This window comes from Bradyrhizobium sp. ISRA442 (assembly GCF_038085055.1).
Lineage (GTDB): Bacteria > Pseudomonadota > Alphaproteobacteria > Rhizobiales > Xanthobacteraceae > Bradyrhizobium.
On record NZ_JALGCN010000010.1, the window covers coordinates 232,590 to 254,977 of the forward strand.

Below are 22,388 nucleotides of genomic sequence, written 5' to 3' on the forward strand. Positions count from 1 at the left end.
CTTATCCTACTTTCCAGTCACGTTCGCCTGCGGCTTCCAACATTGGGACCTCTAGACTGGGAATCTCCGGCATCGCCTTGCCGGCAATCGCTTGCAGGTCACCAACCATGCCGACGGTCGATTCGATCACGGCCAATATTTGCGTTTCGCGCTTGGCCCACTGCCTTCCCAAAAATTTGCGCTCCTTATCCAAATCCTCGCGCATTTCGTTAAACTTCTCGACCACGGCATCCACCCGTTGGCGGAATTTTGTGCCGGTCAGGTATTGGTAGACCTGCTCCATCTTGGTCTGCTGTCCCTGTTGAACCATGCGCGAACTGTTGACGTCGATAAGTCCCTGGCGGAGAGCCACTGCAACCGGGAGCGCACATCGCGGATGAGCAACCCAGATGCCGTCGATGAGATCGAAATGCTCTACATGCTTTGGTAGAGCCAGTGAGACGATAAGCGCCACGTCCGCGCCACAGCGGCGTTGATCATCGCGAAGTTTTGCAAGCCAGCCGTCGCTCCATGCCTTAGTCCGCTTCGACTCCCATAGGATGATGCCGGCGGGTTGACTGATCGAGCCGTTCACCTGCTGCATCACGTCGGCACCGAGCTCACCCTTGCCGACAGGCTCAATCAGATCTGTGGGAAACCTTCCCCGGAGCAACTCCTCCAGCTCAAGTTCGAGAACCTCACCTTGCGACTGTTGCGAACCTTGCTCGGCCTTGCGCTTCAACTCTTCGATCGTGCGGGCCATGGATTCGATTGTTTGGTCCTTTTCCGCAACGCGCAAGCGCGCGGCTTCGTCGGCATCCTGCCTTGCCTTAGTCTGGATTTCCCCGATGGATGCGTGCACGCGTTTTTCTATGGTTAAGTCGAGCTCCCGCTTTTCCTCTTCGAGCGCTCGTTGTTGTCGCATCAACTCGGCTTGTTGCTTCTGGGCCTCGGCCAGCTTGAGGTTGTTGTTGGCCAAGCTGGCCCTTAGCTCTGCAGCCTCCGCTTCCTTCGCTTGTAGCTCAGCGGCAGCCGCCTCGCGCGCCTTCCTTCCCTCGCTAGAGGCAAGTTGCGCCCTCTCTATCGCCAATCGTTGTGCGACCCGGTCTTCAAGTTGCTCGCGTTCCCTCGTAAGTTGCTCGCGTTCCAGCCGCAGCGCCTCGACTTTTCGAGCCAACTCGGCGTCCTTGCTCGCCAGCTGTTCCTGAAAGCGCTGACGCGTTTCCGCGAGCAGCGGAGCAGCCAATGATTCCGTCAGGTGGATCTCGTGATTGCAGTTGGGGCATTGCAAGGTCGGTTCAGTTGAAGCGCCGGCTGCGATTGCTTTAAAGTTCATGAACTTCCCCATTCCGACCGGTCCCGATTGAAAATCATCCAAGTGCGATTGGGCCGTCTGCGGCGGCGATGTCTACATGCTGTTTGCCGGTCGCCGCCCTTTTCCACGCAATCCGCACTTTTGAGCCGGGCAGAAATCGCCCGCTCTTTGGCAAAGAACTGGCTTTGCCGCATTGAGCGAGGTTGAAAGGGCAGTCTTCGATGTTCCTGTTATGTACTCGCGAGGCCGCCGTCAATTGGTTTCCCATCTGATGCATGTCGGGATCGGATGAGCGGGCCCATGTTGAGGCGCAAGGTGCACACGGGTAATTCTCAGCCTTTTTAGGGAAGTCTTGGCGTGTTAAGGCGCCAATATGCGACTTTGCGGTAGCTTAAGGCGCCAACTAGTTGACATAGCCGAGAGGAGTGTTATATTTCTCGGTGCCATAAGGCGCCAATAAGCCTTTTAAGGGAGCCTTAAGACGCCATGCCTCCTCGCAGTCAGTTTATCAGCGCACCACCCTCTGCCGTTCAGGAAGCGATCAAGCGCTTGGGCAACAATCTCCGGACCGCGCGCCTGCGCCGCAACCTGAGCCATACAGAGCTGGCAACTAAGCTGGGCGTAGATCGGCACGTCATCGCCGATGCTGAGAACGGGAAATTGAGCACCAGTGCCGGCGTGTATCTCGGCATGCTGTGGGCAATGAATCTTCTCCCGTCTCTTGCCGACGTTGCCAACCCGAAGAACGATGAGGAGGGGCTCGCTCTAAGCGGCCTCGATGAGCGCGAGCGTGCGCGACAGGGGGGGGGACCAAGCAATGCCTTCTGAGGAATGTTTCGTCTATATCACGCTGCCAGGCCAGACAGAACCGGTTACGGCCGGGCGGTATCAGCTCGACACGACACGCCAAGGTGCCGCCGTTGGACAATTCGTCTATGGCCGCAGCTACCTCGAGCGAAAGGATCGCGTCGAGTTCGATCCGGTCGAGCTCAAGATTCAAGTTCCGCCATTCCGGACAACGAAGCTGCGGGGCAATTTTGGCGCGTTGCGCGACAGCTCTCCGGACGCCTGGGGACGCAAGCTGATCGAAACTCGTCTGGGCAATCCGTCGCCGAGCGAAATTCAATATCTGCTCAATTCACCCGACGATCGCGCCGGCGCTTTGGGTTTTGGTCTCAACGTGCAACCGCCGGCACCTGTTCGTACGTTCAACAAGACGCTGGACTTGGCGCGTTTAATCGAAGTAGCCGACCAGATCGTTGCCGCCGAGAAGGATCCAGCAGCAGCAGCACCAGCAGGTGCTGACGCTGAACAGGCAGAGGCGTTGATGCGCGCGGGCACTTCGATGGGGGGCGCGCGGCCGAAGGCTACTGTCGAGGACGAGGGTGCGCTTTGGCTCGCGAAATTCCCCCACCGCGACGATCGATGGAATAACCCTCGGGTCGAGCACGCCATGCTGACCCTTGCTCGCGGGTGCGGGATCTCGTGCGCAGAGAGCCAGATGACCACGATCGGCGATAAAGATGTCGTCCTGATTAAACGGTTCGATCGGAATAAGGCGGAGAAGGGTTACCACCGCAGCAGGATGGTGAGCGCCTTGACGCTGCTCGATGCCGATGACACGCCTGATACTGTCGATAAGCGTCGAAGATGGTCATATCTCCTGCTGGCTGACGAAATTCGGCGAGCCGCATCCGGAACTCAGTCGAAAGATCTGCCAGAGCTGTTTCGGCGGGTGTGCTTTAACGCTCTCATCTCCAATACCGACGATCATCCACGTAACCACGCCATCTTGGCAAAGGACCAAGCGTGGTCTCTATCACCGGCATACGACCTCACCCCGAACCCGATGATTGCCTTGGAGCGCCGGGACCTGGCGATGGCGTTTGGCAACTGGGGGCGTTACGCCAACCGGCTCAATTTGCTCTCGCAGAGCGAACGTTTCCTCTTATCAAAAGAAGAGGCAACGGCAATCGTAGACGGCATGAAAGCGACCATTGGGGAGTCCTGGTATAGGGTCTGCCGACAGGTTGGCGTCAGCGAGCGTGACTGCGAATTGATCCGTAGCGCGTTCGTTTACGAAGGCTTCGGTTACGATTTGGCGGATCCGACGATCGCAACCGACGACGCCGAAGAGCTGCCAACGACCCGTCCGCGTTAAAACGAACGGGAAATCTGCCGAAGCGCGATGATCGCGCGCTCACAGGCGGCCGCCACAAGGCGCCAACCGACGGTGGACAAGACATCTAGGTCGCTAGTCCTGAGCGTGGCCGGAGGAACGCCGCAGATGCCCGATAATATCTGAATAGCGGCCAGCTTTTTCGACGCGTCGGACTAACTGCGCCAGGATCGGTAGCTTGCTTCTGGCTGTTCGAAACGCCTCATAGTCGTCCGTTAAGAATCTGGTTTGAGCGCAGGTGTAAGAGGGAGCAGCTGCATCAAAGCGTTCAAGATTAGGTGCAGCAGAAGCTTCAGCCAGGCGAGGACGAGGCGAAGATTGTGGCCGACGGCGGTCAGGACGACATTGGCCGCATCGCCGTCGCGGCCCTTGAGATGGCAGCGGCCGAGGTGTCCGTCGGTCTTCATATGACAGATCACGGGCTCGATGGCGGAGCGGCGCCTGAGTTCGCGTTTGATCACCCCGAAGACGCCACGCTTCTGGCAGGAGATGAAGACGCGGCGCGGGTTTTCCGTTTCGTGACCGCGATAGCCCTTGTCGACATAGGCGCGCTCGATTCCGCAGCCAGTGAGCGTCTCGGTGCTGTTGATGACCTCGCCGAGCGTGTGCCCGTCATAGGGGTTACCCGGCAGCGCCTTGGCGTGCAGCACGAACTGGCCGCCCGGGGCGCGGGCATTGCTGATGACGATCGAAGCCTTGACGCCGAACTCATAAGGCGCTGAGGCCTTGCCCTTACCGATGCATTCGACCTCGGGTGCGTGGAAGGAGTAAAGCTTGTATCCGCGCTGCCGCTGCTCCTGGGAGCGGATCTGGCCTGCGCGCGAAAGCGGTTGCTCGAACGCAGCTTCGAGTTCTGGCTGGCCGGCGATCTTGCGGCGGATGTCTCGGATCAGGCGGCCGAGCCGCGACCGCAGCAGGCGCAATTGCCGACGATGGCGCTTGAACTGTTTGGCATGGGCATAACGACCCGCCATCATCGCCGCCTGCTTGGCGATGCGCCGATAGGATTGCCGCAGCTCAAGGCCATGCGCGCGGGCCAGCCGGTTGAACCCCCTGATCGCCGCATGGACCAGCTTGGCATCGGTCGGGAAGGTGATGGCCTTGGGCTGCACGGTAGTGTCCACCGTCACCCGCTTGAGATCGCGCGTCCGCAACGCGCCGGTTGGCACCTACCCAATTTTACCCAGTCGCGCTCGTATCCGGCCTTATGAGCCATTTTACTTCGATCTAGACCTCCAAATGTCCAGAAACGTCCAGGAGGAAGATCGTGTCTCACCATTGCGCGGGCGACCAGAGGTCGGTCCGGGATGGTCACGCCTCCGATCTTGCGGGCAAGGTCGCGATTATCGCAACCTTGGACACAAAGGGCCGCGAAAGCACTTATCTCGCGCGCGTCATCGAACAGTGGGGCCGCAAGACTCTTACGATCGATGTAGGCACATCAAACAGAAGGTGCAGAAGCGAGGCGGATAGCAGCGATGCACGGGTGGCTGCACCCGCCGAGCTCTTACGGGAAATAGCTGCAAGCGCGCGTGAAGAAGTCAAGGAGCTCCTGCGATCAGGTGCGATCGACGCAGTCGTCGGAGTGGCGGGCGGCAAAGGCAGCGCAGTCTTCGGTGAAGTTGTATCGGATTTGCCATATGGATTCCCAAAGCTGCTGGTGAGCAGCGCGAGGCCAGCCCTCCTGGCCGAACTCGCCCTCCACAATGACATCATCCTCTATCCGACCCTGGTCGATCTCTTCGGAATCAACGCGTTCACCGAGCGCGTTCTCGACAACGCAGGGCGGGCCATTGCGGCGATGCGCTATGTGCCTGCTCGAGAGCGGCGGAAGACAAAGACTGTAGCGATCACGGCCTTTGGCGTGACGACCCCGGCGGCAAATCGCTGTGTAGCGCGGCTGGCAGAGGCAGGCGTCGACGCGATTGTCTTTCCGGCCAATGGCGCCGGGGGCCGCAAGATGGAGCAGCTCGTGTCCGCCGGTGAGTTCGATGCGGTGATCGATTTGACCACAACCGAGCTCGCTGACGAGCTCGTCGGCGGCACCGCCAGTGCAGGTCCCGATCGGCTCAAAGCAGCTTCTCACCGGTTGATACCTCAGCTTATCGCGCCGGGAGCTGTCGACATGGTGAATTTTGGCCCTCCCTCGAGCGTGCCTGCCGAGTTCAAGGGGCGCCAATTCTATTCGCATACTCCCTTCACGACGCTCATGCGCACGACCGTCTCGGAGAACGAGCGCATAGGCAGGCTCACAGCAGAGCGCCTTTCGCAAGCAAAGGCGCCTGCCCTCGTGTTGTGGCCGGCCAAGGGGGTGTCTGACTATGACCGAGACGGTGGAATCTTTCGAAACCCTGAAGCCGATAGAGCCTGGTTCGACGCTGTCAGGCAAAACCTACCGCCCTCGATTATCGCCCGCGAGCTGGATTGTCACATCAACGATCCGGAATTTGCAGACGCGGCCGCATCGTGGATCGTCGAACGATTGACACCAGGAGGGTCCTCGCGTGCGGATGTTTGATCGGGCCGAAATACTCGCAAAGATCACGGTTCAAGTTGCGGCGGGAAAGGCAGTGCTTGCCGCGGCGAGCAGTTGCGGGCTCGTCGCAAAATGCGCAGCTCTCGGCGGGGCTGATATGCTCGTGGTCTACAGTACTGGGTTATCGCGGCTGATGGGGCTGCCGACGAGCCGGATCGGCGATTCCAATGCGCGGACGCTTGAGCTAGCGGCGGAGATCCGCAATGTCGTCTCCTCCGTTCCTGTTATAGGCGGTGTCGAGGCCTGGGATCCCCTCCGGCTCGACCTGGATGACCTTCTGGACAAGTTCTGGGCTGCCGGCTTCTCCGGCGTGATCAACTACCCGACCATTTCAACAATGGGTGAGAAATGGCGTGAGCGTCGAGACCGCGTCGGGCTCGGCTTTGAGCGTGAAGTTGAGATGATCGCGGCGGCCCGCAAGAAGAACATCTTCTCGCTCGCCTATGTCGCAAGCCCGCACGACGCCAAAGCGATGGTAACGGCGGGAGCCGACTGCATCGTCCCACATGTCGGCGCAACCCGCGGCGGGCTTGTGGGGCATGAGGAGGGACAGTCGATTGAAGAGGCCATCAGGCGCATCAACGACATCAATGCTGCAGCTCAGGCCGTCCGCCCGGACGTCACCCTTCTCTGCCACGGCGGCGCAATCGCTGAGCCCCAGGATACCTCGGAAGTCTACCGATCGACCGGATGTGTCGGCTTCGTTGGCGCCTCCTCCATCGAACGGATCCCGATCGAGCGGGCGGTGAAGGCTGCAGCCGAAGAATTCAAAGCCGTTCCGCTCCCGCGAGAGCGTCAGCATTCACTGCAGACTCCGCACCGAGGCACGAATGAATAGCCCGATCACCGAATTGAACAATGCAGCTTCCTTCTCCAAAGCGAGCAAGCCAATGCCCGATTGGGAGACCGACGTGCTCGTGATCGGCAGCGGCGCCGCCGGACTGTCCGCAGCGCTCTATGCGGCAAAGGCCGGACTTCGCGTCACGGTTTGCGAGAAGTCTAACCGGCTTGGCGGCACGACCGCGCTCTCGAACGGCATGATCTGGGTTCCATGCTCAATGCAGGCCCGAGCCGCGAAAATCGATGATTCGATTACGAAAGCGAAGACCTATCTGCAACACGAACTTGGCAACTACTATCGCCCGGAGTTCGTGAACGCCTATCTTGAAGACGGCCCAACGGCGCTCGCCAGCTTGGAGAATGGGAGTGAAGTCAAGTTCACACTGGCCTCCGCTCCGGATTATCATTCGAGCCAAATCGGCGGGGTCGACAAGGGCCGGGCGCTGAGCCCAGTACCTTACGACGGACGGCTTCTTGGCAAGGATTTCGACCTGATAGGTGATCCGATTCGCGTCGTGCTCGGCGGTATGATGATTTCGTCCGGCGAGGTCAGAAGCTTCCTCAACCCCTTCCAGTCGGTTGCCTCGTTCAAACACGTCCTCGGCCGGGTGAGCCGCTACGCAGGCGACCGGCTGCGCTACAGGAGGGGCACTGAACTCAGTGGCGGCAATGCGCTGATCGCGCGGTTATTGGTAAGCCTTCGTAGATATGGCGTTGAAATCTGGCCACGTTGCCCGGCGATCGAACTCACGAGGGAAGGCGGGAGAGTTACTGGCGCAATCGTCAAGCGGGATGGCGCCGATCTCCCGGTCCGCGCCTCGCACGGAGTGATCCTGGCAACCGGCGGCTTTGCGCGCAACGGAAAATTGCGAGCCCAGCTCAGCGGAGCCCACCAGCACAATGATACGCTCGCCCACAGCGACGTCACTGGCGATGGCATTGCGCTCGCAGGCAAGCTCGGAGCTGCGATCGATAATGACGTGGCATCGAGCGGCTTCTGGACGCCCGTCTCGATCCTCAGGAACGGCCGCTCCTTGCAAGTGGTCCCGTACGGCTGGCTTGATCGTGGCCGTCCAGGCGTCATCGCGGTGGGGCCAAATGCCAAGCGCTTCGTCAATGAATCCAATTCGTATCATGATATCTGCCTTGCCATGTTCAACAACGGTTATCCGGCGGACAAGCGGTTCTATTTCATCTGCGACAAGGAATTCGTCCGCCTCAGGGGCATGGGATACCTGCTCCCCTGGCCATGGACATTGAGCATCAAGAAGTATGCTCGGTTGGGCTACGTCGAGATTGGCCGGACTATTGCGGAGCTTGCGGCGGAATTGGGCCTCGACCCCAACGAGCTCGAAAAAACCGTTGAAGAACACAATGCCCACGCAGCTGAAGGACGCGATCCGCTCTTCAACCGCGGTGAATCGGCTTTCAACCGTACGCTGGGAGATCCGGCGGTCGGAAAGAAAAACCCGAACCTTGGGGCTATCAAAACCGGCCCATTCATCGCACTCCCAATTGTCCCGGCAACCCTTGGAACGGCCACCGGCCTCTCAACCGATGCAGAGGGACAGGTCCTGAATGGAAATGGCGCGCCGATCGCAGGTCTTTATGCCTGCGGCAATGACATGACCTCGCCGATGCGTGGAATCTACCCAGGGGCAGGCATTACGATCGGCCCGGCGATTGTGTTCGCCTACCGCGCAGTCGACAGCATCGTGCGGTCGGCGCGACAGGAGCAGCTCGCGGCGGCATCGGGAACGTAAGCCGAATGTTCTCTCCTGTTCCCCTGCGACGACGGACCGGGGGTAAAGTCAAGGGTGTGGATGGTCCAACCAGCACCGCTTTGAACATCTTATGAACAGCCCTGCCGGGTTTCATGCAACTATGATCTCATGATTTGGAGGGGCACGATGCGCCGCTCACGCAACGCCAAGATCGTCGCAACCGTCGGCCCGCATCAAAGCTCACCGGGAGGCAGTTGCGAGCCTCCGGTGATGCTGAACTGGTCGGTGAAGGAGTTCGCCGACCGAAGCGGGTTGTCATGCGCCGTCATCAGGCGGCTAGAAGAGTATAATGACACGCCTCCGGCGTCCGACGAGTTGCTTCAAACCTTGTAAAACACGTGTGCAAGGGAATTGAATCTACATTTCCGCTGATTGGCAAGGCAGGTGTTCGGCCGCGGGTGCAATGTCGGTTGCCCAGCGAACATTACTCAACATTACTCAGATCTCCCCTGCGTTTCTCTAGGAAATCTCGCGCTGGGTGTCGTGAATGAAGTGTCGACAGGCGAGCCGCCCAAGAAGCTCACGTTCGCCTGCAACTCCCATTGCCGGGATGACCTTCTAGGAGCGCTCTCGTGGCAGAAGCCCTTCGCATTCCAACGAGTAGCCCACGCCGTCAAGCGGTCGGCGTGAAGAGGATGTGCTCGCAATCGCCGGGAATGTGACGCAGCAGCATGGACACGCTACCTATCGCCATCTTCGAAATCTTGAGCTTCGGCGCGATCGTTGTGCTGGTCGTGCTCGGCCTCGGGATCATTGCCAGCATGATGGGTATCTTCAACTTCGCCCAGGGCGAGTTTGTCCTGCTTGGCGCCTACGTCACTTATCTCGTGCACAGCGTCGGTTTGCCGGTCCCGCTCGGGATGCTTGCCGCGCCCGTCGTCGTCGGCGCGCTTGGTTTCATCCTGGAAAAGCTCGTGGTGCGACGGTTCTATGCCGCTCCAATCGTCGCGATGCTTGGCACCTATGCGCTCGGGCTGATCATTCGCGAAGTCGTGCGCGGCCTGATCGGCGGACTCTATCTCTCGGTGCCGGAGCCAATCGGTGGCTCCATCACGATCGGAAGTCTGCACTTCGCCACCTGGCGCGGCGTCATCGTCATCGTCACTTTGCTGGTGATGGCCGCGAGCCATGTACTGCTTGCCTACACCTCGTTCGGGCTGCGAGTCCGCGCCTCGCTGGAGAACCCGTCGCTGGCGCGTGCCTCGGGCATCTCCACGGGCATGATCTACAGCCTCACCTTTGCGTTTGGTGCGGCGCTCGCGGGCCTCGCGGGCGCGCTGATCGTGCCAGTCTTTTCACTGTTCGCCGATCTCGGCATCCGCTTTCTTATCCAGGGTTTTGTTGCCGTGATGGTCGGCGGCGTCGGGTCCTTTGCGGGCCCGGTCGCTGGCGCCAGCGTCATCGGCACGTTCAGTGCCTCGCTGCCTTGGCTGATGTCACCGGTCATCGCCGACGTTCTGGTGTTCGTGCTCGCCATCATTTTTATCAAGTTCCGGCCGGAAGGCCTAGTTTCGGGAAGAGGGGTCAACCGATGATCAACGCCAGCCGTCAACCAAGCCGCCGCCGCTTTCTTGGTAATTTTGCCCTCGCTTCGGCAGCAATCGCGGCGGGCCCGGGCAGCTGGCTGATCCGCCCGGACTGGGCAAATGCTGCAGAAGGCCCGATCAGGCTCGGCATTGCTACCGATCTTACGGGGTCGCTCGGCTTCGCCGGCAACACCGACGCCAATGTCGCTCGCATGCTGGTCAAGGAAATCAACGATTCCGGCGGCCTGTTGGGACGCCCCATCGAACTCCTGATTGAGGATACTGCCTCAGACGAATCCGTCGCCGTGGGAAATGTGCGCAAGCTGATTCAGCGAGACAAGGTCGACTTGGTGCTCGGCGGTATCTCGAGCTCGATGCGCAATGCGATCAAGGACGTCATTATCTCTCGCGGCAAGACGCTCTATATCTATCCGGAAGGTTACGAAGGTAAAGAGTGCACTCCTTATCTGTTCTGCACCGGGCCGGTACCGGCTCAGAATTGCGATCAGTTCATTCCCTGGTTGATCAAAAATGGTGGCAAACGCTTCGCGCTGCCTGGCTCCAATTATGTTTGGCCGCAAACAATCAACGCCTATGCGCGCAAGGTGATCGAGAGCAGCGGTGGTGAGGTCATATTTGAAGAATACTACCCGCTCGATCAGATCGACTTTTCCTCTACGGTAAACCGCATCATATCCAACAAAGTAGACGTGGTTTTCAACGCCATTGTCCCGCCCGGCGTTAGCCCGTTCTTCAAGCAGCTCTACCAAGCCGGCTTCTCCAAAAACGGCGGGCGGCTAGGCTGCGTCTATTACGACGAAAACTTCCTGGAAATGAACGAGGCTCACGAGATTGAAGGGCTTGCGAGCAGCCTCGACTACTACAAGGTGCTCGCGGTGGAGGATCCAGTGAGCGCCAGGATTCAATCGGCTTATGACAAACAATTCCCTGCCAAGTTCCGGTTCTCGGCAGGCAGCGCCGCGACCGGCACCTATCGTGGACTGAGACTGTGGGAGGCTGCAGTAAAGGAGGCCGGTACAATTGACCGCGACGCGGTAGCCGCCGCCCTCGACCACGCGAAGATTGCGGAAGGGCCGGGCGGGCCTGCCGAGATGGCGCCCGGCAAGCGCCACTGCAGGATGAACATGTACATTGGAGTGGCGAAAGGCGGCCAGTACGAGATTGTCTCGCGTAGCGCCGGCCTGGTCGATCCGAAGGAGTGCTGATGTCATCGACCGGCACTGGCATACAGCCCCCGCCACGGGTCATTGAAGCTGCTCATTCGCCCGTCCTGGCATCTGCCTTCGCACGGCGAAAGAAGGTGCTTCCGATTCTCGAGCTAGCATTGCTGATTGCCGCTTCGATCGCACCTCTCGTGCTGCGGGATTACATCACCGTCTATGCGACACGAGTGCTCATTCTGTGCCTCTTCGCGTTGTCGTTCGACCTGGTGTGGGGCTATGCGGGCATCTTGAGCTTGGGGCAGTCGTTGTTCTTCGGCATGGCTGGCTACGGTGTGGCGCTGCTTTCACGCGATTTCGGTGTCGGATCGATTTTTGCCGTTCTTCCGGCCGGAACCCTGATAGGCTTTGTGGCGGCATTGTTGCTGGCAGGCTTCCTGCTGCTCGGCCGTCACCCCTCCAGTGTGGTCTTCGTTTCGCTTGGTACTATGACCGGAGCTTACGCAGCTGACCGGCTGGCGAGAGGTTCACATTATCTTGGCGGTCAGAACGGTATCCCTTCGATCCAACCGATGACAATCGGCTCGCACGAATTGAGCGAGGGACCAGGTTTTTACTACCTGGTGCTCGCCATTCTAGTTCTGATCTATCTTCTGTCGCGGTTTCTGTTGCGATCCCAGTTCGGCCTGGCGCTGGCGGGATTGCGAGAGAACGAACAGCGGATCGCCTTCTTCGGGTACAAAGTGCAACATTTGAAGGCGATCATATTCGCAATCAGCGGCGCGATTGCAGGTACTGCCGGTAGCCTTTATGCGTTTCACGAGGGGTTCGTCTGGACGAGCATGCTGGGCGTGGTCATGTCGACCCAGGTCGTGCTCTACGTCTTGTTCGGCGGCTCCGGGACATTGATCGGTGCGGTCGTCGGCACCGCGATTGTCGAGGGACTCAGCTTCTGGCTCTCCGACAACTATCGCGATATCTGGCCGATCCTTCTCGGCGTTCTGCTGTTGCTCGTCATTTTGTTCCGGCCCCTCGGCTTGATCAGCCTCGTGCTGGGCGAGCGGGAACGTGTCGGTAGTTTCGGCCCGAGCCTGACGGAGAAGCGCAATGCCGCTCCTTGAAGCCGCCGGCATCTCCAAGGTCTTTGGCAAGCTCACCGCGCTGGACGGAGCGGCGCTCACGGTCGGGGAGAGAGAGTTTCATGGCCTCATCGGGCCGAACGGCTCGGGCAAGAGCACGCTGATGAAGTGTCTTGCAGGTGCGCTCGTGCCAACCCGAGGCAAGGTGACGTTCATCAATACTGACGTCACATCGTTTACGCCGCCAGAGCGCGCGCGAGCCGGCATGAGCCTGAAATTCCAGATCACCGCCGTGCTACCGACCCTCACGCTTTACGACAACATCCTGCTCGCGCTGCAGGCCCGGTCCTCACTGCTGGACCTGGCGTTCTCGCGCACTCGAGGACGACTGCACGAGGAGGTCATGACGATGCTGCTCCAGTTCCGGCTCGCCGATCGCGCCTTTGATGCTGCGGCGACCCTATCTCACGGGCAGCAGCAATGGTTGGAGATCGCGATGGCGCTCGCATGTCGACCGCGCCTGCTGCTGCTGGACGAGCCCACAGGCGGCATGAGCCTGGAGGAGCGCCGCGTCACCGGCGAATTGCTGCAGCCGATCAAACAGCATTGCTCGCTCGTCATCGTGGAGCACGACCTGGATTTCATCCGCGACATCTGCGACCGCCTGACCGTGCTCGATCAGGGCAAGGTGCTGGCGTCAGGAACGGTTGCCGAGATCCAGGCCAACAGAAGCGTCCAGGAGATTTATCTGCGCCGTGCCTGAATTCCTCAATATCAAGCATCTCGATGCCGGCTATGGACGCAGTCAGGTCTTGTTCGGCGTCAATATGGCCATCCCGCCGCGTGGCGGGGTCGCCGTCCTCGGCCGCAACGGCGCCGGAAAGAGCACGCTCATGAAAGCGATTGTGGGCGAACTGCCGGCATGGAAGGGCGGCGTGCAGTTCAACGGCCAAGACATCGATGGCCGGCGGACCGAAGTGCGGGTGCGGGCCGGCATTGGATATGTGCCGCAAGAGCATTCAGTGTTCGCGCGCCTCTCCGTGCGTGACAATCTCGCCGTCGGATCGCTTTTGCACCCCGATGGATCGGCAGTGGACCGGGTGATGAAGATGTTTCCGAAACTCGGCCAGCGCCTCGATCAGCCGGCCGGAACGCTCTCCGGTGGCGAGCGCAAGATGCTCGCAATCGCGCGCGCTATCCTCGGAAACCCGAAACTCCTCCTGCTGGATGAGCCGACCGAGGGTGTCTGGATCGGCGTCATCGAGGAGATCACCGAGCGCTTGGTCGAGCTAGCCCGAGAGATCGCCATCATCATCGTCGAGCAACATCTCGACCTCGCAATGCGTGTTGCGGAGCACGCTTATGTGCTCGATCGCGGCCGGGTCGCGCTTTCGGGCCTGTCGCAGCAGCTGCGCAACGACCCGCGGCTGTTGACGTATCTGGCGCCGTAGAGGCGTTCGCCTGCGGCCATCTCCTGGCCGCAGGTGGCGCATTCGAGTTCCTTGCGATGGCTGAACAGAGAGGGGCTATGTCCGAAACTATGAGCGATTTTGTGAATGCGTGCCAAGTCGTCGATGTCCATGAACATCACATGCCCGAGGTCGCACACAGCCCGGACGTAAATCTGTTGAAACTGTTCCAACAGAGCTATGCGGCTTGGACGAGCCACGTGCTGCCATCCGAGCCCAAGGCAACGACCGAAATGATATCTAGCCCTACCGAGCCGACCACCTGGGAGGCCCTTGCTCCGTTCCTCGAGAGGAGCGGATCGAACGCATTCGTCCGTAACCTCGTCCGCGGAGTCGCCGAGCTTTACGGCGTCGCCGACACTGGAATCACTCGCGACAACTGGGAGGCGGTAGACGCGTCAGTGCGCTTGCGCCACAAGGAGGCGACATGGCCAAGTGAAGTGATTGGGCGGGCCGCCATCGGAAGGATCGTAACGGACCCTTTTCTCGATCCGTTGATGGATCCGCGGCCGGTCCTTGGACAAAGTTACGATGCGGTCCTGCGGATTAACGCATTCGCCCTCGGCTGGCACCCCGAATCTCGCGATCATAATGGAAATTGCGGCCATACGTTGCTGCGGCGCCTCGGCATGGAGGTGAAAACCTTCGATGATTATTGCAACGCAATCCGGGAGCTCGTAGCCGGCTGCTCCCGGCGCAATCACATTGCACTCAAGAACGCACTCGCCTATGACCGGGACCTAAGCTTTGACGAACCGAATGAGGAACTGGCTCGGCAGGCTTGGGGACAAAGGTCTCCATCCCCTGCGGCGCGCAAGGCGTTCTGCGACTATGCCGTCGACTTGTTTTGCCAACTCGCAGGCGAGGCCGACCTGCCAGTCCAAACTCACCTTGGAACGGCAATCATAAGCGGCTCCCACCCGCTACGAATGACCGGGTTGATTGAGCGTCATCCTCGGACCCGCTTTCTGCTGATGCATTTGGCCTATCCCTGGAGCCGGGATTTGTTGGGAATGGCCTTTGTGTATCGAAATGTCTGGCTTGATTTGTGCTGGTCTTTTCTGTTGAGCCCGTCACATTTCAAGCTCGCCCTGCACGAGGCTATTGAAGTCCTGCCGGATGAATCGCGAATGATGATTGGAGGAGATTGTCTTCACCTTGAGGAGACGTTTGCCGCGATACAGGGCGCGCGCCGGTTGATCGGCGAGGTTCTGAACGAAAAAGTCGCGAACGGTTACTTTCGGTCGCAAGACGCAGAGCGCTTGGCGATCAGAATCCTTGGTGAGAACGCGAAGGAGTTTTTCAGACTGTCCTGAACGCTGCACTTTGTTACGCGATTTTACCCAAACGCGAGCGGAAGAGGCTGCTTGAAACCCAAAATGACGGATAGCTTGCAGGCTGCCGCGCCCCCGGAAAGAGCAGGGCACGTGAATTTAAGGCCATGAGCTAAGGGGAGGTCAGTTCGATGTTGAATGATCACCGACAACTCAGCCGCCGCCGCCTTCTCGGCAATTTCGCCTTTGCGTCTGCGGCCATCGCGGCCGGCCCGGGCAGCTGGGTGATCCGTCCTGACTGGGCCAACGCCGCCGAAGGTCCGATCAGGATAGGCATTGCCACCGACCTTACGGGGGCACTCGGCTTTGCCGGGAATACGGACGCCAATGTCGCTCGCATGGTGGTCAACGAGATCAACGAGACTGGTGGTCTGCTGGGGCGCCCCATCGAGCTCCTGATCGAGGACACCGCATCCAACGAGTCCGTCGCTGTTGGCAATGTCCGCAAGCTTGTTCAGCGAGACAAGGTCGACCTGGTGCTCGGCGGCATTGCGAGCTCGATGCGCAACGCCATCAAGGACATCATCATCTCTCGTGGCAAGACGCTCTACATCTATCCGCAGGCCTACGAAGGCAGGGAGTGCACGCCCTATCTGTTCTGCACCGGCCCGGTACCGGCACAGAATTGCGATCGGTTCATCCCCTGGTTGGTCAAGAAAGGTGGCAGACGCTTCGCGCTGCCTGGCTCCAACTACGTCTGGCCACAAGCAATCAACGCCTATGCGCGTAAGGTGATCGAGAGCAGCGGCGGGGAGGTGGTGTTCGAGGAGTACTACCCGCTCGACCAGATCGATTTTTCATCGACTGTGAGCCGCATCACGGCCAACAAAGTAGACGTGGTATTCAATAGCGTCATCCCCCCGGGCGTCGGCTCCTTCTTCAAACAGCTTTATGAAGCGGGCTTTTCCAGGAATGGGGGACAGCTGGGCTGCGTCTACTATGACGAGAACACGCTCGAAATGAATCAGGCTCACGAGATCGAGGGCCTCGCCAGCAGCCTCGACTATTACAAGGCACTGGCGGTGGAAGATCCGGTGAGCGCCAAAATTCAGTGGGCCTACGAAAAGCAGTTTCCTGGCAAGTTCCGGTTCTCAGCAGGCAGCGCCGCGACCGGCACTTATCGAGGATTGAAGCTGTGGGAAGCCGCAGTCAAGGAAGCCGGTACCATTGACCGCGACGCGGTCGCCGCCGCGCTCGACCACGCAAAGCTTGCGGAAGGGCCTGGCGGGCCGGCGGAGATGGTGCCGGGCAAGCGCCACTGTAGGATGAACATGTACGTTGGTGTGGCAACGGCCGGCCAATACGAGATCGTCGCCCGTAGCGCCGGCCTGGTCGACCCGAAGGAATGTTGAATGCCCCATGTTACGCGGGCCAGCTTCGCTGGCGCCGCATGCGAGCAGATCGCGGTAGCTAGCTCCCGCGATAGTTCGGCGGCCTCTTCTCGAAGAAGGCGTTCATGCCTTCCTGCTGGTCAGCTGTGCTGAACGCAAACCGGATCGCTTGGCGCTCAAACTCGAGCCCTGTGTCCAGCGTGGTCTGAAACGCGGCGAGAACTGCAGCTTTGGCAAGTTCAGCCGAACGGGGAGGCTTTTGCGCAATCAGATCGGCTACTTCGAGCGCACGAATCTGCGCCCTGCCGCTTTCGACAATTTCCGCCACAAGGCCGGCCTGCATCGCAATCCGCGCCGTGATGGATTGGCCGCTCAGGATCATCAGCATGGCCAGCGATTTGCCAGCCACGCGCGTCAGCCTTTGCGTCGCGCCGTCGCCCGGCAATATCCCGATGTTAATCTCAGGCTGCCCAAATACCGCCCCTTCGCCTGCTATCACGATATCCGCGAGCAGTGCCAATTCGTGGCCGCCGCCGAAGCAAATGCCCTCGACTGCGGCAATGAGAGGCTTGGGGAAATTGGCGACATCCCTCCAGGCAGAACGTCGCGCGCAATTGTCGATTGCCTCAAAGCCGCGCTCTCGCATCTCCTTGATGTCGGCTCCGGCAGAGAAGAACGCATCGCTGCCACAAAGCACGACACAGCGGACATCTTCGTCGATTGCGGCATCGCGCAAGGTGGCGCCTAGATCCACAATCATGTCGTTGCTCAAGGCGTTTCGTTTCGATTTCCTGTTCAGCGTCAAAAGGCGCACGTGGGGCGCGACAGATGTCGACAGGATGAGATCGGACGTCTTGGTCATGGAGCGGTTCTCCTGAAGGAATATGAGAACCAGCCCTTAGACTGAAATCGATTTCTTAGCAACGAAGCATGTTGAAGCCTATTTTTGGCTGAATCAGCCCCGCAGCGCTGGCGCCCATCGCTCAACGCGGGCGACGCTGACCCATGATGCCGGCCCTACCCCTGAAAAATGGCTTGACTCCACAGTTCCGAATTCTTATTGGTCTTGAAATCGATTTCAGAAATCGACGTAAAACTGCCCGATCCTGCGGGAAACCGGAAGCACGCGGCCGGCGAGAGAGGGCCGCATCTGAGGGATCTCATTGACGCTGCGACGTCTTTTGACGCCGCGCTGTCCAACAAGAACATCGGCTTCTTCAGAGGCGCGCTTAGAGCAACAGGAGGAAGGCTAGCCATGGGAATGGCACGGAATGTCGCGCGCGCTTTATGCGAGCCGCCGCGCAAGTCGGAGGCAACGATGGAGGCGTCCTGCGCCATTAGGGTCGTGCAATGGCCGCTCCTGAGGCGAGGCCCGCAAATACGTGAAGCGAGGCGGGCTTTCCGCCGGCATCCCGGGCACCTTTTGCGCCTGCGCTTCCGCGGTCCGGTCTGCTCAAGGCCGCCGCTCTCGTAGACCCGCCGCGGCGGGCGCAGTTGAGCCGGCGAGCGGCTGCTCGTTCTCGCGCGACCCGCAACATCATTAACGTCATTAATAGAGCCCGAGGACCCATGAACATCATTGCTCAGCCCAGCGCTGTACCCATCCAGCTTGACAAGCAAACCGCCAACAAGCGGATGACCGCTGGCCTTGGAGGAGGGGTGGCGCTGGAGTGGTACGACTGGAATGTCTACGGCGTAATGGCAGCGTTTCTCTCGCCGCATTTCTTCCCTTCCGATGATCCCACCACCTCGCTGCTGGCGGGACTGGCCGTGTACGGGGCGGGTTTTTGCGCTCGGCCGCTGGGCGCGGCTTTGCTGGGCCCGGTCGCAGATCGCATCAGCCACAAGCGCGTGATGCTGATCTCGGTCACGGCCATGGCGGTTTGCTCACTTTTGATATCCTTGTTGCCCACCTACAAGGACCTCGGCGTCGCGGCGGCCGTAGCGCTGCTGATCATGCGGCTCGTTCAGGGGCTTGCCACAGGCGCTGAGGCTGGTGTCGCCAACGCCATTGCAATTGAATTGGCGCCACCTGGAAAGGAGGGGCACTACCTCGGTCTGATTGGTGGCACATTCATCCAGTTGGGAAACCTTGGATCCAGCCTGGTTGCCTTCCTGGTGAGCGCCTCGGTCGCACCGGAAGCCATGCGCGAGTGGGCCTGGCGCATACCCTTTGCGGTCGGTGGCGTGCTCGGCCTTTTGATCATCTATCTGCGTACGACGGTGCCGGAAACCTTGATCAATCGAGCCATGCATCGGCAAGACGAGTCTTCGCGCATTCAGCAAACGACTGGCGGTGTGTGGAAAACGCTGTGGAGCGTCCGCCTTTCGCTGCTCGCCGTCATCCTGGTGATCGGGTCGGTGCAGATCGCCAACTATGCCTGGAACACCGGTCTGCCCAACATGGCCAACACGGTCTTCAAGGAGAACAGCACGTATGTATACGGGATCATGACCCTGATGGTCCTGATCTGGATGTCAACGGCGCCGCTTGTCGGCGCTTTCGCGGATAAGGTGCGACCCTCGCGCGCGTTCACGCTGCTGCGCCTGTTGCTCGTCCCATGCTTCTTCCTGACACTGCTCTATTCGGAAAAAGGCATCGTCACGTTCTTCTTTGTCACGGTGTTCGGCGGCGCCATCGTGGGTTTCAACATGGCCCTCTATAACTTCATCGCCACCACGCTGATGCCGCGCGCCGTGCGGACCACCGGAGTGGCGCTCGGCTATGCGCTCGGCGTCTCTCTGTTTGGCGGGACGTCACCCTATCTGCTGGTCTGGTTGCAACGCGAGCACATCGCCTGGATGTTTCCCGTCTACGGATCGTTGATCGCGCTCCTAAGCGTGCTGGTCTACCAGATCGCCAAGAAGCGCGGCCGCCTCTACATCGGTGAATGAACACGCTCTGCCCCTGCGCTTGGCCGTGTCCGCGATAGGCGCAAAGCGTTCGCGTCAGGTGCAAAACATAAGGGCTCGCGCGTATGCCTTCATGCTGAGCATGAGCATGGGATTGCGCAAGCGTCCTTGCGCGAGCAGTCATTCACAAGACAAAGACTGCTTGCGCGGCACCAGAGTTGCTGAAACTGGAGTCCGAAGCATGAAAACACCTTCATCGCCGCACTTCACGCCTATCGACTTGAAGCGATATTTCAACGCCAGGCGCGCAAATGCGCCTGAAGGTTTCGCCAACCGCCCGGGTGACACCGGCTGGATCGATTCGCTTCGCGGGCTCCAGACCCATCGCGGCATGCCCTTTCTCTTCGGCAGCGAAACAGGGCCGGATGTGCTGGAGCTGCGCCCCGGTGCCCCTCCTGCCGTAATTGCGTTGCCGAGGGCAATGGCGAGCTATGTGCTGTTCGTGCAAGTGGCGGCAGACCGCCCCAGTATAAGCCCCGCGGGTTTCGGAGAGATCGGCCCGGCTACGCTGCCTGTCGAAGGCAATCCACTCGGCGACCGGGTGGCGACATACGGGCTCCGCTTCGCCGACGGCAGCGAGACCGACGTGCCTGTGCTGCGCCGCTTCGCGATCCAGCAGAACCACATCTCCTGGAGTGCGAGTGCGTTCGCAGCCCTGCCGCTACGCGGCCCCATCGTGCATGCAAGCACGGGCGAGGACTTTGTACTCGGCAGGGAGCCGGGGGCGAGCTTCTTCCAGGGCGAGGCCCGCACCCAATCGGGACGCATGGATCGACAAGGTGAGAACCTGTGGCTTTACGCGCTCCCGAATCCTTATCCGGACAAGAAGATTTCGGCGCTAAGCTTGCGCGCGGAACAGGAAATCTCGCTTGTCTTCGCGGTGACCACGACAGCGCTCACCCAGCACCCGCTGCGCCTCCAGGGCCGTCGCAAGCTGAAGGTGAGGCTGCCGCCCGGGGTCCATCTCAACAAGCTTGGCGAGCTCGATGTCGACGATCGAGGCGAGCAGATCGGCATGGACCTCGGCACGGTGATCTCGGCCCGCGCAGTGCTCGAGTACTCCAGAGCGGATTGGCTGGGCGCCAAAGTTGATGTGCAGCCCGTGCGCTCCGACAACGAAGTGATCGTCGAATACTCCGCGCATCCGGACGCAAGGCTCTATCTGCGCTCCGACGATGGCCGCTTGCACATGTTCGAGCTTCGATCGTTGGAAGGTGGCGGTAACGTAGGCGGCGCCTCGCTCAATGTGGCGGCAGTCGAACCGGCCACAAGGCCCGTCAAGATCCGCATCGTGGAGAAGGGCAGTGGCGTGCGTGTTGCCGCGCGGCTGCATGTCCATGGTGCGCACGGAGAGTATCTGCCACCTAAGGGACATCACCGCAAGGTCAATACCGGCAGGTTCGAGGACTTCTCGGGCGAATTTGCCAATGGGCTGAACCAATACGCCTACGTGGACGACAGTTGCGAGGCGGACCTGCCGCTCGGGCCCGTGTTCGTAGAGATCTGCAGAGGTTTTGAGGTCCGCCCGCTCCGCACCATCGTCGAAATCACTGCAACGACGGACAATCTCACCTTTGAGCTCGATCGTGTACTGCGCTGGCGCGAACAGGGATGGGTTAGCTCTGATACGCACGTCCATTTCCTGAGCCCGCAGACAGCGCTGCTCGAGGGCAAGGCGGAGGGGGTCAACGTCGTCAATCTGCTCGCCGCTCAGTGGGGCGAGCTATTCACCAACGTTGCCGATTTCGACGGACGCACGACGATCGGGGCAAAGGATTTCGGCGGGGACGGAGAATTCCTGGTTCGGGTCGGCACGGAGAACCGGATGCAGGTTCTGGGGCACATATCGCTGCTCGGCTACGAAGGTGAGATGATCAATCCGCTCTCTTGCGGCGGGTCCAACGAAGCTGCGATCGGCCATGTTCTGGAAGCGACCATGGCCGACTGGGCGGAGCGCTGCCGTCAGCAAGGGGGGCTGGTCGTAATGCCGCACGCGCCGAACCCGCAGGCGGAGCGGGCGGCCGACATTGTGCTCGGCCTTGTCGATGCCATCGAAATGATGTCGTTCAACCCGCGGACCGCGCAGATCAGCGCATTTGGTCTCGCCGACTGGTATCGCTACCTCAACATCGGGTACCATCTACCGCTGGTAGCCGGCTCCGACAAGATGGACGCGGCCGCACTCCTCGGGGGCTCGCGGACCTATGTGCGGCTGGGCGAACGGGACTTCACGTATCGCAACTGGATGGATGCCGTACGCGGCGGGGACACGTTCATCACTGTCGGGCCTCTGGTTGAGATGACCGTTGAAGGGCGTCGCCCTGGAGGTACGGTGGTCCTTCCCCGTTCAGGCGGCACCCTCACGATCGAGTGGCGGATCGAATCGGTCAGCGTTCCGCCGACGCGGGTGGAGCTCATCTGTAACGGCACGGTCCTCGAGGAGGTTCGATGCGGGGGCTTGTCGTGCAAGGGGCAGCTCTCCCTGCCCATCAGCGAGTCATGTTGGATCGCGCTGCGCGTTCGGGGCAGTGTCGCCGGACGCGAGGCCGACATTGCGGCGCACACCAGTGCGGTATATGTCAAAGTAGGCGGAATGCCCATCTTTGCCACCGCGGATGCAGTGTCGGTCCTTGCACAAATCGAGGGATCGATCGCCTATATGGACACGCTCGCTCCCAAGTCCGACGAAGCGCGACACTCGCGGTTGCGAGCTGCCCTGGAACTTGCGCATCATCGCCTGCATCATAGATTGCACGAAATGGGCGCCAGCCACCACCATGCGCCCGTTCACTCCGTTCACGTTGAACGCGAGCATTGAGAAACCTTTTGTGCCATTGACGATCGCGCAGGCAGCGCCTCGCAAGCGCAGCCACCTCTACTTACGGGCGATTAGTGAAATGGGGCGAGCTGCTTGAGTCACTG

At 60.2% G+C, this 22,388-nt stretch carries 17 protein-coding genes and 1 pseudogene; 15 read left to right on the forward strand and 3 right to left on the reverse strand.

Annotated elements, in window-relative coordinates:
* Position 1: 1 nt before the first annotated feature.
* Positions 2 to 1,315, reverse strand: coding sequence for a DUF2130 domain-containing protein (locus MTR72_RS22255; protein WP_280968772.1), 1,314 nt, complete (start codon positions 1,313 to 1,315; stop codon positions 2 to 4).
* A gap of 465 nt (positions 1,316 to 1,780) precedes the next feature.
* Here MTR72_RS22255 and MTR72_RS22260 point away from each other — a divergent pair, with 465 nt between their 5' ends.
* Both MTR72_RS22260 and MTR72_RS22265 read left to right on the forward strand, forming a co-directional pair.
* A complete protein-coding gene (locus MTR72_RS22260) occupies positions 1,781 to 2,122 on the forward strand; it encodes a helix-turn-helix transcriptional regulator (protein WP_091963993.1) in 342 nt (113 codons plus the stop codon).
* Positions 2,112 to 3,455 (forward strand): type II toxin-antitoxin system HipA family toxin, encoded by a 1,344-nt coding sequence (locus tag MTR72_RS22265; RefSeq protein ID WP_341510982.1) that lies wholly within the window; start codon positions 2,112 to 2,114, stop codon positions 3,453 to 3,455. The genes MTR72_RS22260 and MTR72_RS22265 overlap by 11 nt, the downstream gene beginning before the upstream one ends.
* Positions 3,456 to 3,688: 233 nt before the next feature.
* On the opposite strand, the pseudogene MTR72_RS22270 reads toward MTR72_RS22265, so the two are convergent.
* Positions 3,689 to 4,636: pseudogene (locus MTR72_RS22270) on the reverse strand (IS5 family transposase); the annotation flags it as partial.
* Between the two features lie 104 nt (positions 4,637 to 4,740).
* Here MTR72_RS22270 and MTR72_RS22275 point away from each other — a divergent pair.
* The 11 genes from MTR72_RS22275 to MTR72_RS22325 all read left to right on the forward strand — a co-directional run bounded on the left by MTR72_RS22275 (position 4,741) and on the right by MTR72_RS22325 (position 16,574).
* The gene (locus tag MTR72_RS22275; protein WP_280968774.1) at positions 4,741 to 5,991 is read left to right on the forward strand and encodes a Tm-1-like ATP-binding domain-containing protein; all 1,251 of its coding nucleotides are present in this window, start codon (positions 4,741 to 4,743) and stop codon (positions 5,989 to 5,991) included.
* Entirely contained in the window at positions 5,984 to 6,847 is an 864-nt protein-coding gene (locus tag MTR72_RS22280; RefSeq protein WP_280970876.1) for a phosphoenolpyruvate hydrolase family protein, read from the forward strand. Before MTR72_RS22275 ends, MTR72_RS22280 begins: the two co-directional genes overlap by 8 nt.
* Positions 6,840 to 8,612 (forward strand): FAD-dependent oxidoreductase, encoded by a 1,773-nt coding sequence (locus MTR72_RS22285; RefSeq protein WP_341510983.1) that lies wholly within the window; start codon positions 6,840 to 6,842, stop codon positions 8,610 to 8,612. Before MTR72_RS22280 ends, MTR72_RS22285 begins: the two co-directional genes overlap by 8 nt.
* 147 nt (positions 8,613 to 8,759) lie before the next feature.
* Positions 8,760 to 8,966, forward strand: a complete 207-nt coding sequence (locus MTR72_RS22290; RefSeq protein ID WP_341510984.1) for a hypothetical protein — start codon at positions 8,760 to 8,762, stop codon at positions 8,964 to 8,966.
* A gap of 338 nt (positions 8,967 to 9,304) precedes the next feature.
* Positions 9,305 to 10,168, forward strand: coding sequence for a branched-chain amino acid ABC transporter permease (locus tag MTR72_RS22295; RefSeq protein WP_341510985.1), 864 nt, complete (start codon positions 9,305 to 9,307; stop codon positions 10,166 to 10,168).
* Positions 10,165 to 11,385, forward strand: coding sequence for a substrate-binding protein (locus MTR72_RS22300; RefSeq protein ID WP_341510986.1), 1,221 nt, complete (start codon positions 10,165 to 10,167; stop codon positions 11,383 to 11,385). The genes MTR72_RS22295 and MTR72_RS22300 overlap by 4 nt, the downstream gene beginning before the upstream one ends.
* A 65-nt stretch (positions 11,386 to 11,450) precedes the next feature.
* A complete protein-coding gene (locus MTR72_RS22305) occupies positions 11,451 to 12,461 on the forward strand; it encodes a branched-chain amino acid ABC transporter permease (RefSeq protein ID WP_341511025.1) in 1,011 nt (336 codons plus the stop codon).
* Positions 12,448 to 13,182, forward strand: a complete 735-nt coding sequence (locus MTR72_RS22310; protein ID WP_282525441.1) for an ABC transporter ATP-binding protein — start codon at positions 12,448 to 12,450, stop codon at positions 13,180 to 13,182. The genes MTR72_RS22305 and MTR72_RS22310 overlap by 14 nt, the downstream gene beginning before the upstream one ends.
* Positions 13,175 to 13,870 (forward strand): ABC transporter ATP-binding protein, encoded by a 696-nt coding sequence (locus tag MTR72_RS22315; protein WP_341510987.1) that lies wholly within the window; start codon positions 13,175 to 13,177, stop codon positions 13,868 to 13,870. Before MTR72_RS22310 ends, MTR72_RS22315 begins: the two co-directional genes overlap by 8 nt.
* Positions 13,871 to 13,947: 77 nt before the next feature.
* Positions 13,948 to 15,204: an amidohydrolase family protein gene (locus tag MTR72_RS22320; RefSeq protein WP_341510988.1), complete on the forward strand. Its 1,257-nt coding sequence runs from the start codon at positions 13,948 to 13,950 to the stop codon at positions 15,202 to 15,204.
* A 149-nt stretch (positions 15,205 to 15,353) separates the two neighbouring features.
* Positions 15,354 to 16,574 (forward strand): substrate-binding protein, encoded by a 1,221-nt coding sequence (locus MTR72_RS22325; RefSeq protein ID WP_341510989.1) that lies wholly within the window; start codon positions 15,354 to 15,356, stop codon positions 16,572 to 16,574.
* Between the two features lie 58 nt (positions 16,575 to 16,632).
* Here the strand turns inward: MTR72_RS22325 and MTR72_RS22330 are convergent, their stop codons facing one another.
* The gene (locus tag MTR72_RS22330) at positions 16,633 to 17,415 is read right to left on the reverse strand and encodes an enoyl-CoA hydratase-related protein (protein WP_341510990.1); all 783 of its coding nucleotides are present in this window, start codon (positions 17,413 to 17,415) and stop codon (positions 16,633 to 16,635) included.
* A 707-nt stretch (positions 17,416 to 18,122) separates the two neighbouring features.
* On the opposite strand from MTR72_RS22330, the gene MTR72_RS22335 reads away from it, so the two are divergent.
* Both MTR72_RS22335 and MTR72_RS22340 read left to right on the forward strand, forming a co-directional pair.
* A complete protein-coding gene (locus MTR72_RS22335) occupies positions 18,123 to 19,448 on the forward strand; it encodes an MFS transporter (RefSeq protein WP_341510991.1) in 1,326 nt (441 codons plus the stop codon).
* 199 nt (positions 19,449 to 19,647) lie between these two features.
* Positions 19,648 to 22,284, forward strand: coding sequence for a CehA/McbA family metallohydrolase (locus MTR72_RS22340; protein WP_341510992.1), 2,637 nt, complete (start codon positions 19,648 to 19,650; stop codon positions 22,282 to 22,284).
* Positions 22,285 to 22,388 lie beyond the last annotated feature (104 nt).

Excerpts from the sequence above, each read along its gene's own strand:
- MTR72_RS22255 (WP_280968772.1), bottom strand. The coding sequence starts at position 1,315 with ATGAACTTTAAAGCAATCGCAGCCGGCGCTTCAACTGAACCGACCTTG.
- MTR72_RS22260 (WP_091963993.1), top strand. The coding sequence starts at position 1,781 with ATGCCTCCTCGCAGTCAGTTTATCAGCGCACCACCCTCTGCCGTTCAG.
- MTR72_RS22265 (WP_341510982.1), top strand. The coding sequence starts at position 2,112 with ATGCCTTCTGAGGAATGTTTCGTCTATATCACGCTGCCAGGCCAGACA.
- MTR72_RS22280 (WP_280970876.1), top strand. The coding sequence starts at position 5,984 with ATGTTTGATCGGGCCGAAATACTCGCAAAGATCACGGTTCAAGTTGCG.
- MTR72_RS22285 (WP_341510983.1), top strand. The coding sequence starts at position 6,840 with ATGAATAGCCCGATCACCGAATTGAACAATGCAGCTTCCTTCTCCAAA.
- MTR72_RS22290 (WP_341510984.1), top strand. The coding sequence starts at position 8,760 with ATGCGCCGCTCACGCAACGCCAAGATCGTCGCAACCGTCGGCCCGCAT.
- MTR72_RS22295 (WP_341510985.1), top strand. The coding sequence starts at position 9,305 with ATGGACACGCTACCTATCGCCATCTTCGAAATCTTGAGCTTCGGCGCG.
- MTR72_RS22300 (WP_341510986.1), top strand. The coding sequence starts at position 10,165 with ATGATCAACGCCAGCCGTCAACCAAGCCGCCGCCGCTTTCTTGGTAAT.
- MTR72_RS22310 (WP_282525441.1), top strand. The coding sequence starts at position 12,448 with ATGCCGCTCCTTGAAGCCGCCGGCATCTCCAAGGTCTTTGGCAAGCTC.
- MTR72_RS22320 (WP_341510988.1), top strand. The coding sequence starts at position 13,948 with ATGTCCGAAACTATGAGCGATTTTGTGAATGCGTGCCAAGTCGTCGAT.
- MTR72_RS22325 (WP_341510989.1), top strand. The coding sequence starts at position 15,354 with ATGTTGAATGATCACCGACAACTCAGCCGCCGCCGCCTTCTCGGCAAT.
- MTR72_RS22330 (WP_341510990.1), bottom strand. The coding sequence starts at position 17,415 with ATGACCAAGACGTCCGATCTCATCCTGTCGACATCTGTCGCGCCCCAC.
- MTR72_RS22335 (WP_341510991.1), top strand. The coding sequence starts at position 18,123 with ATGAACATCATTGCTCAGCCCAGCGCTGTACCCATCCAGCTTGACAAG.
- MTR72_RS22340 (WP_341510992.1), top strand. The coding sequence starts at position 19,648 with ATGAAAACACCTTCATCGCCGCACTTCACGCCTATCGACTTGAAGCGA.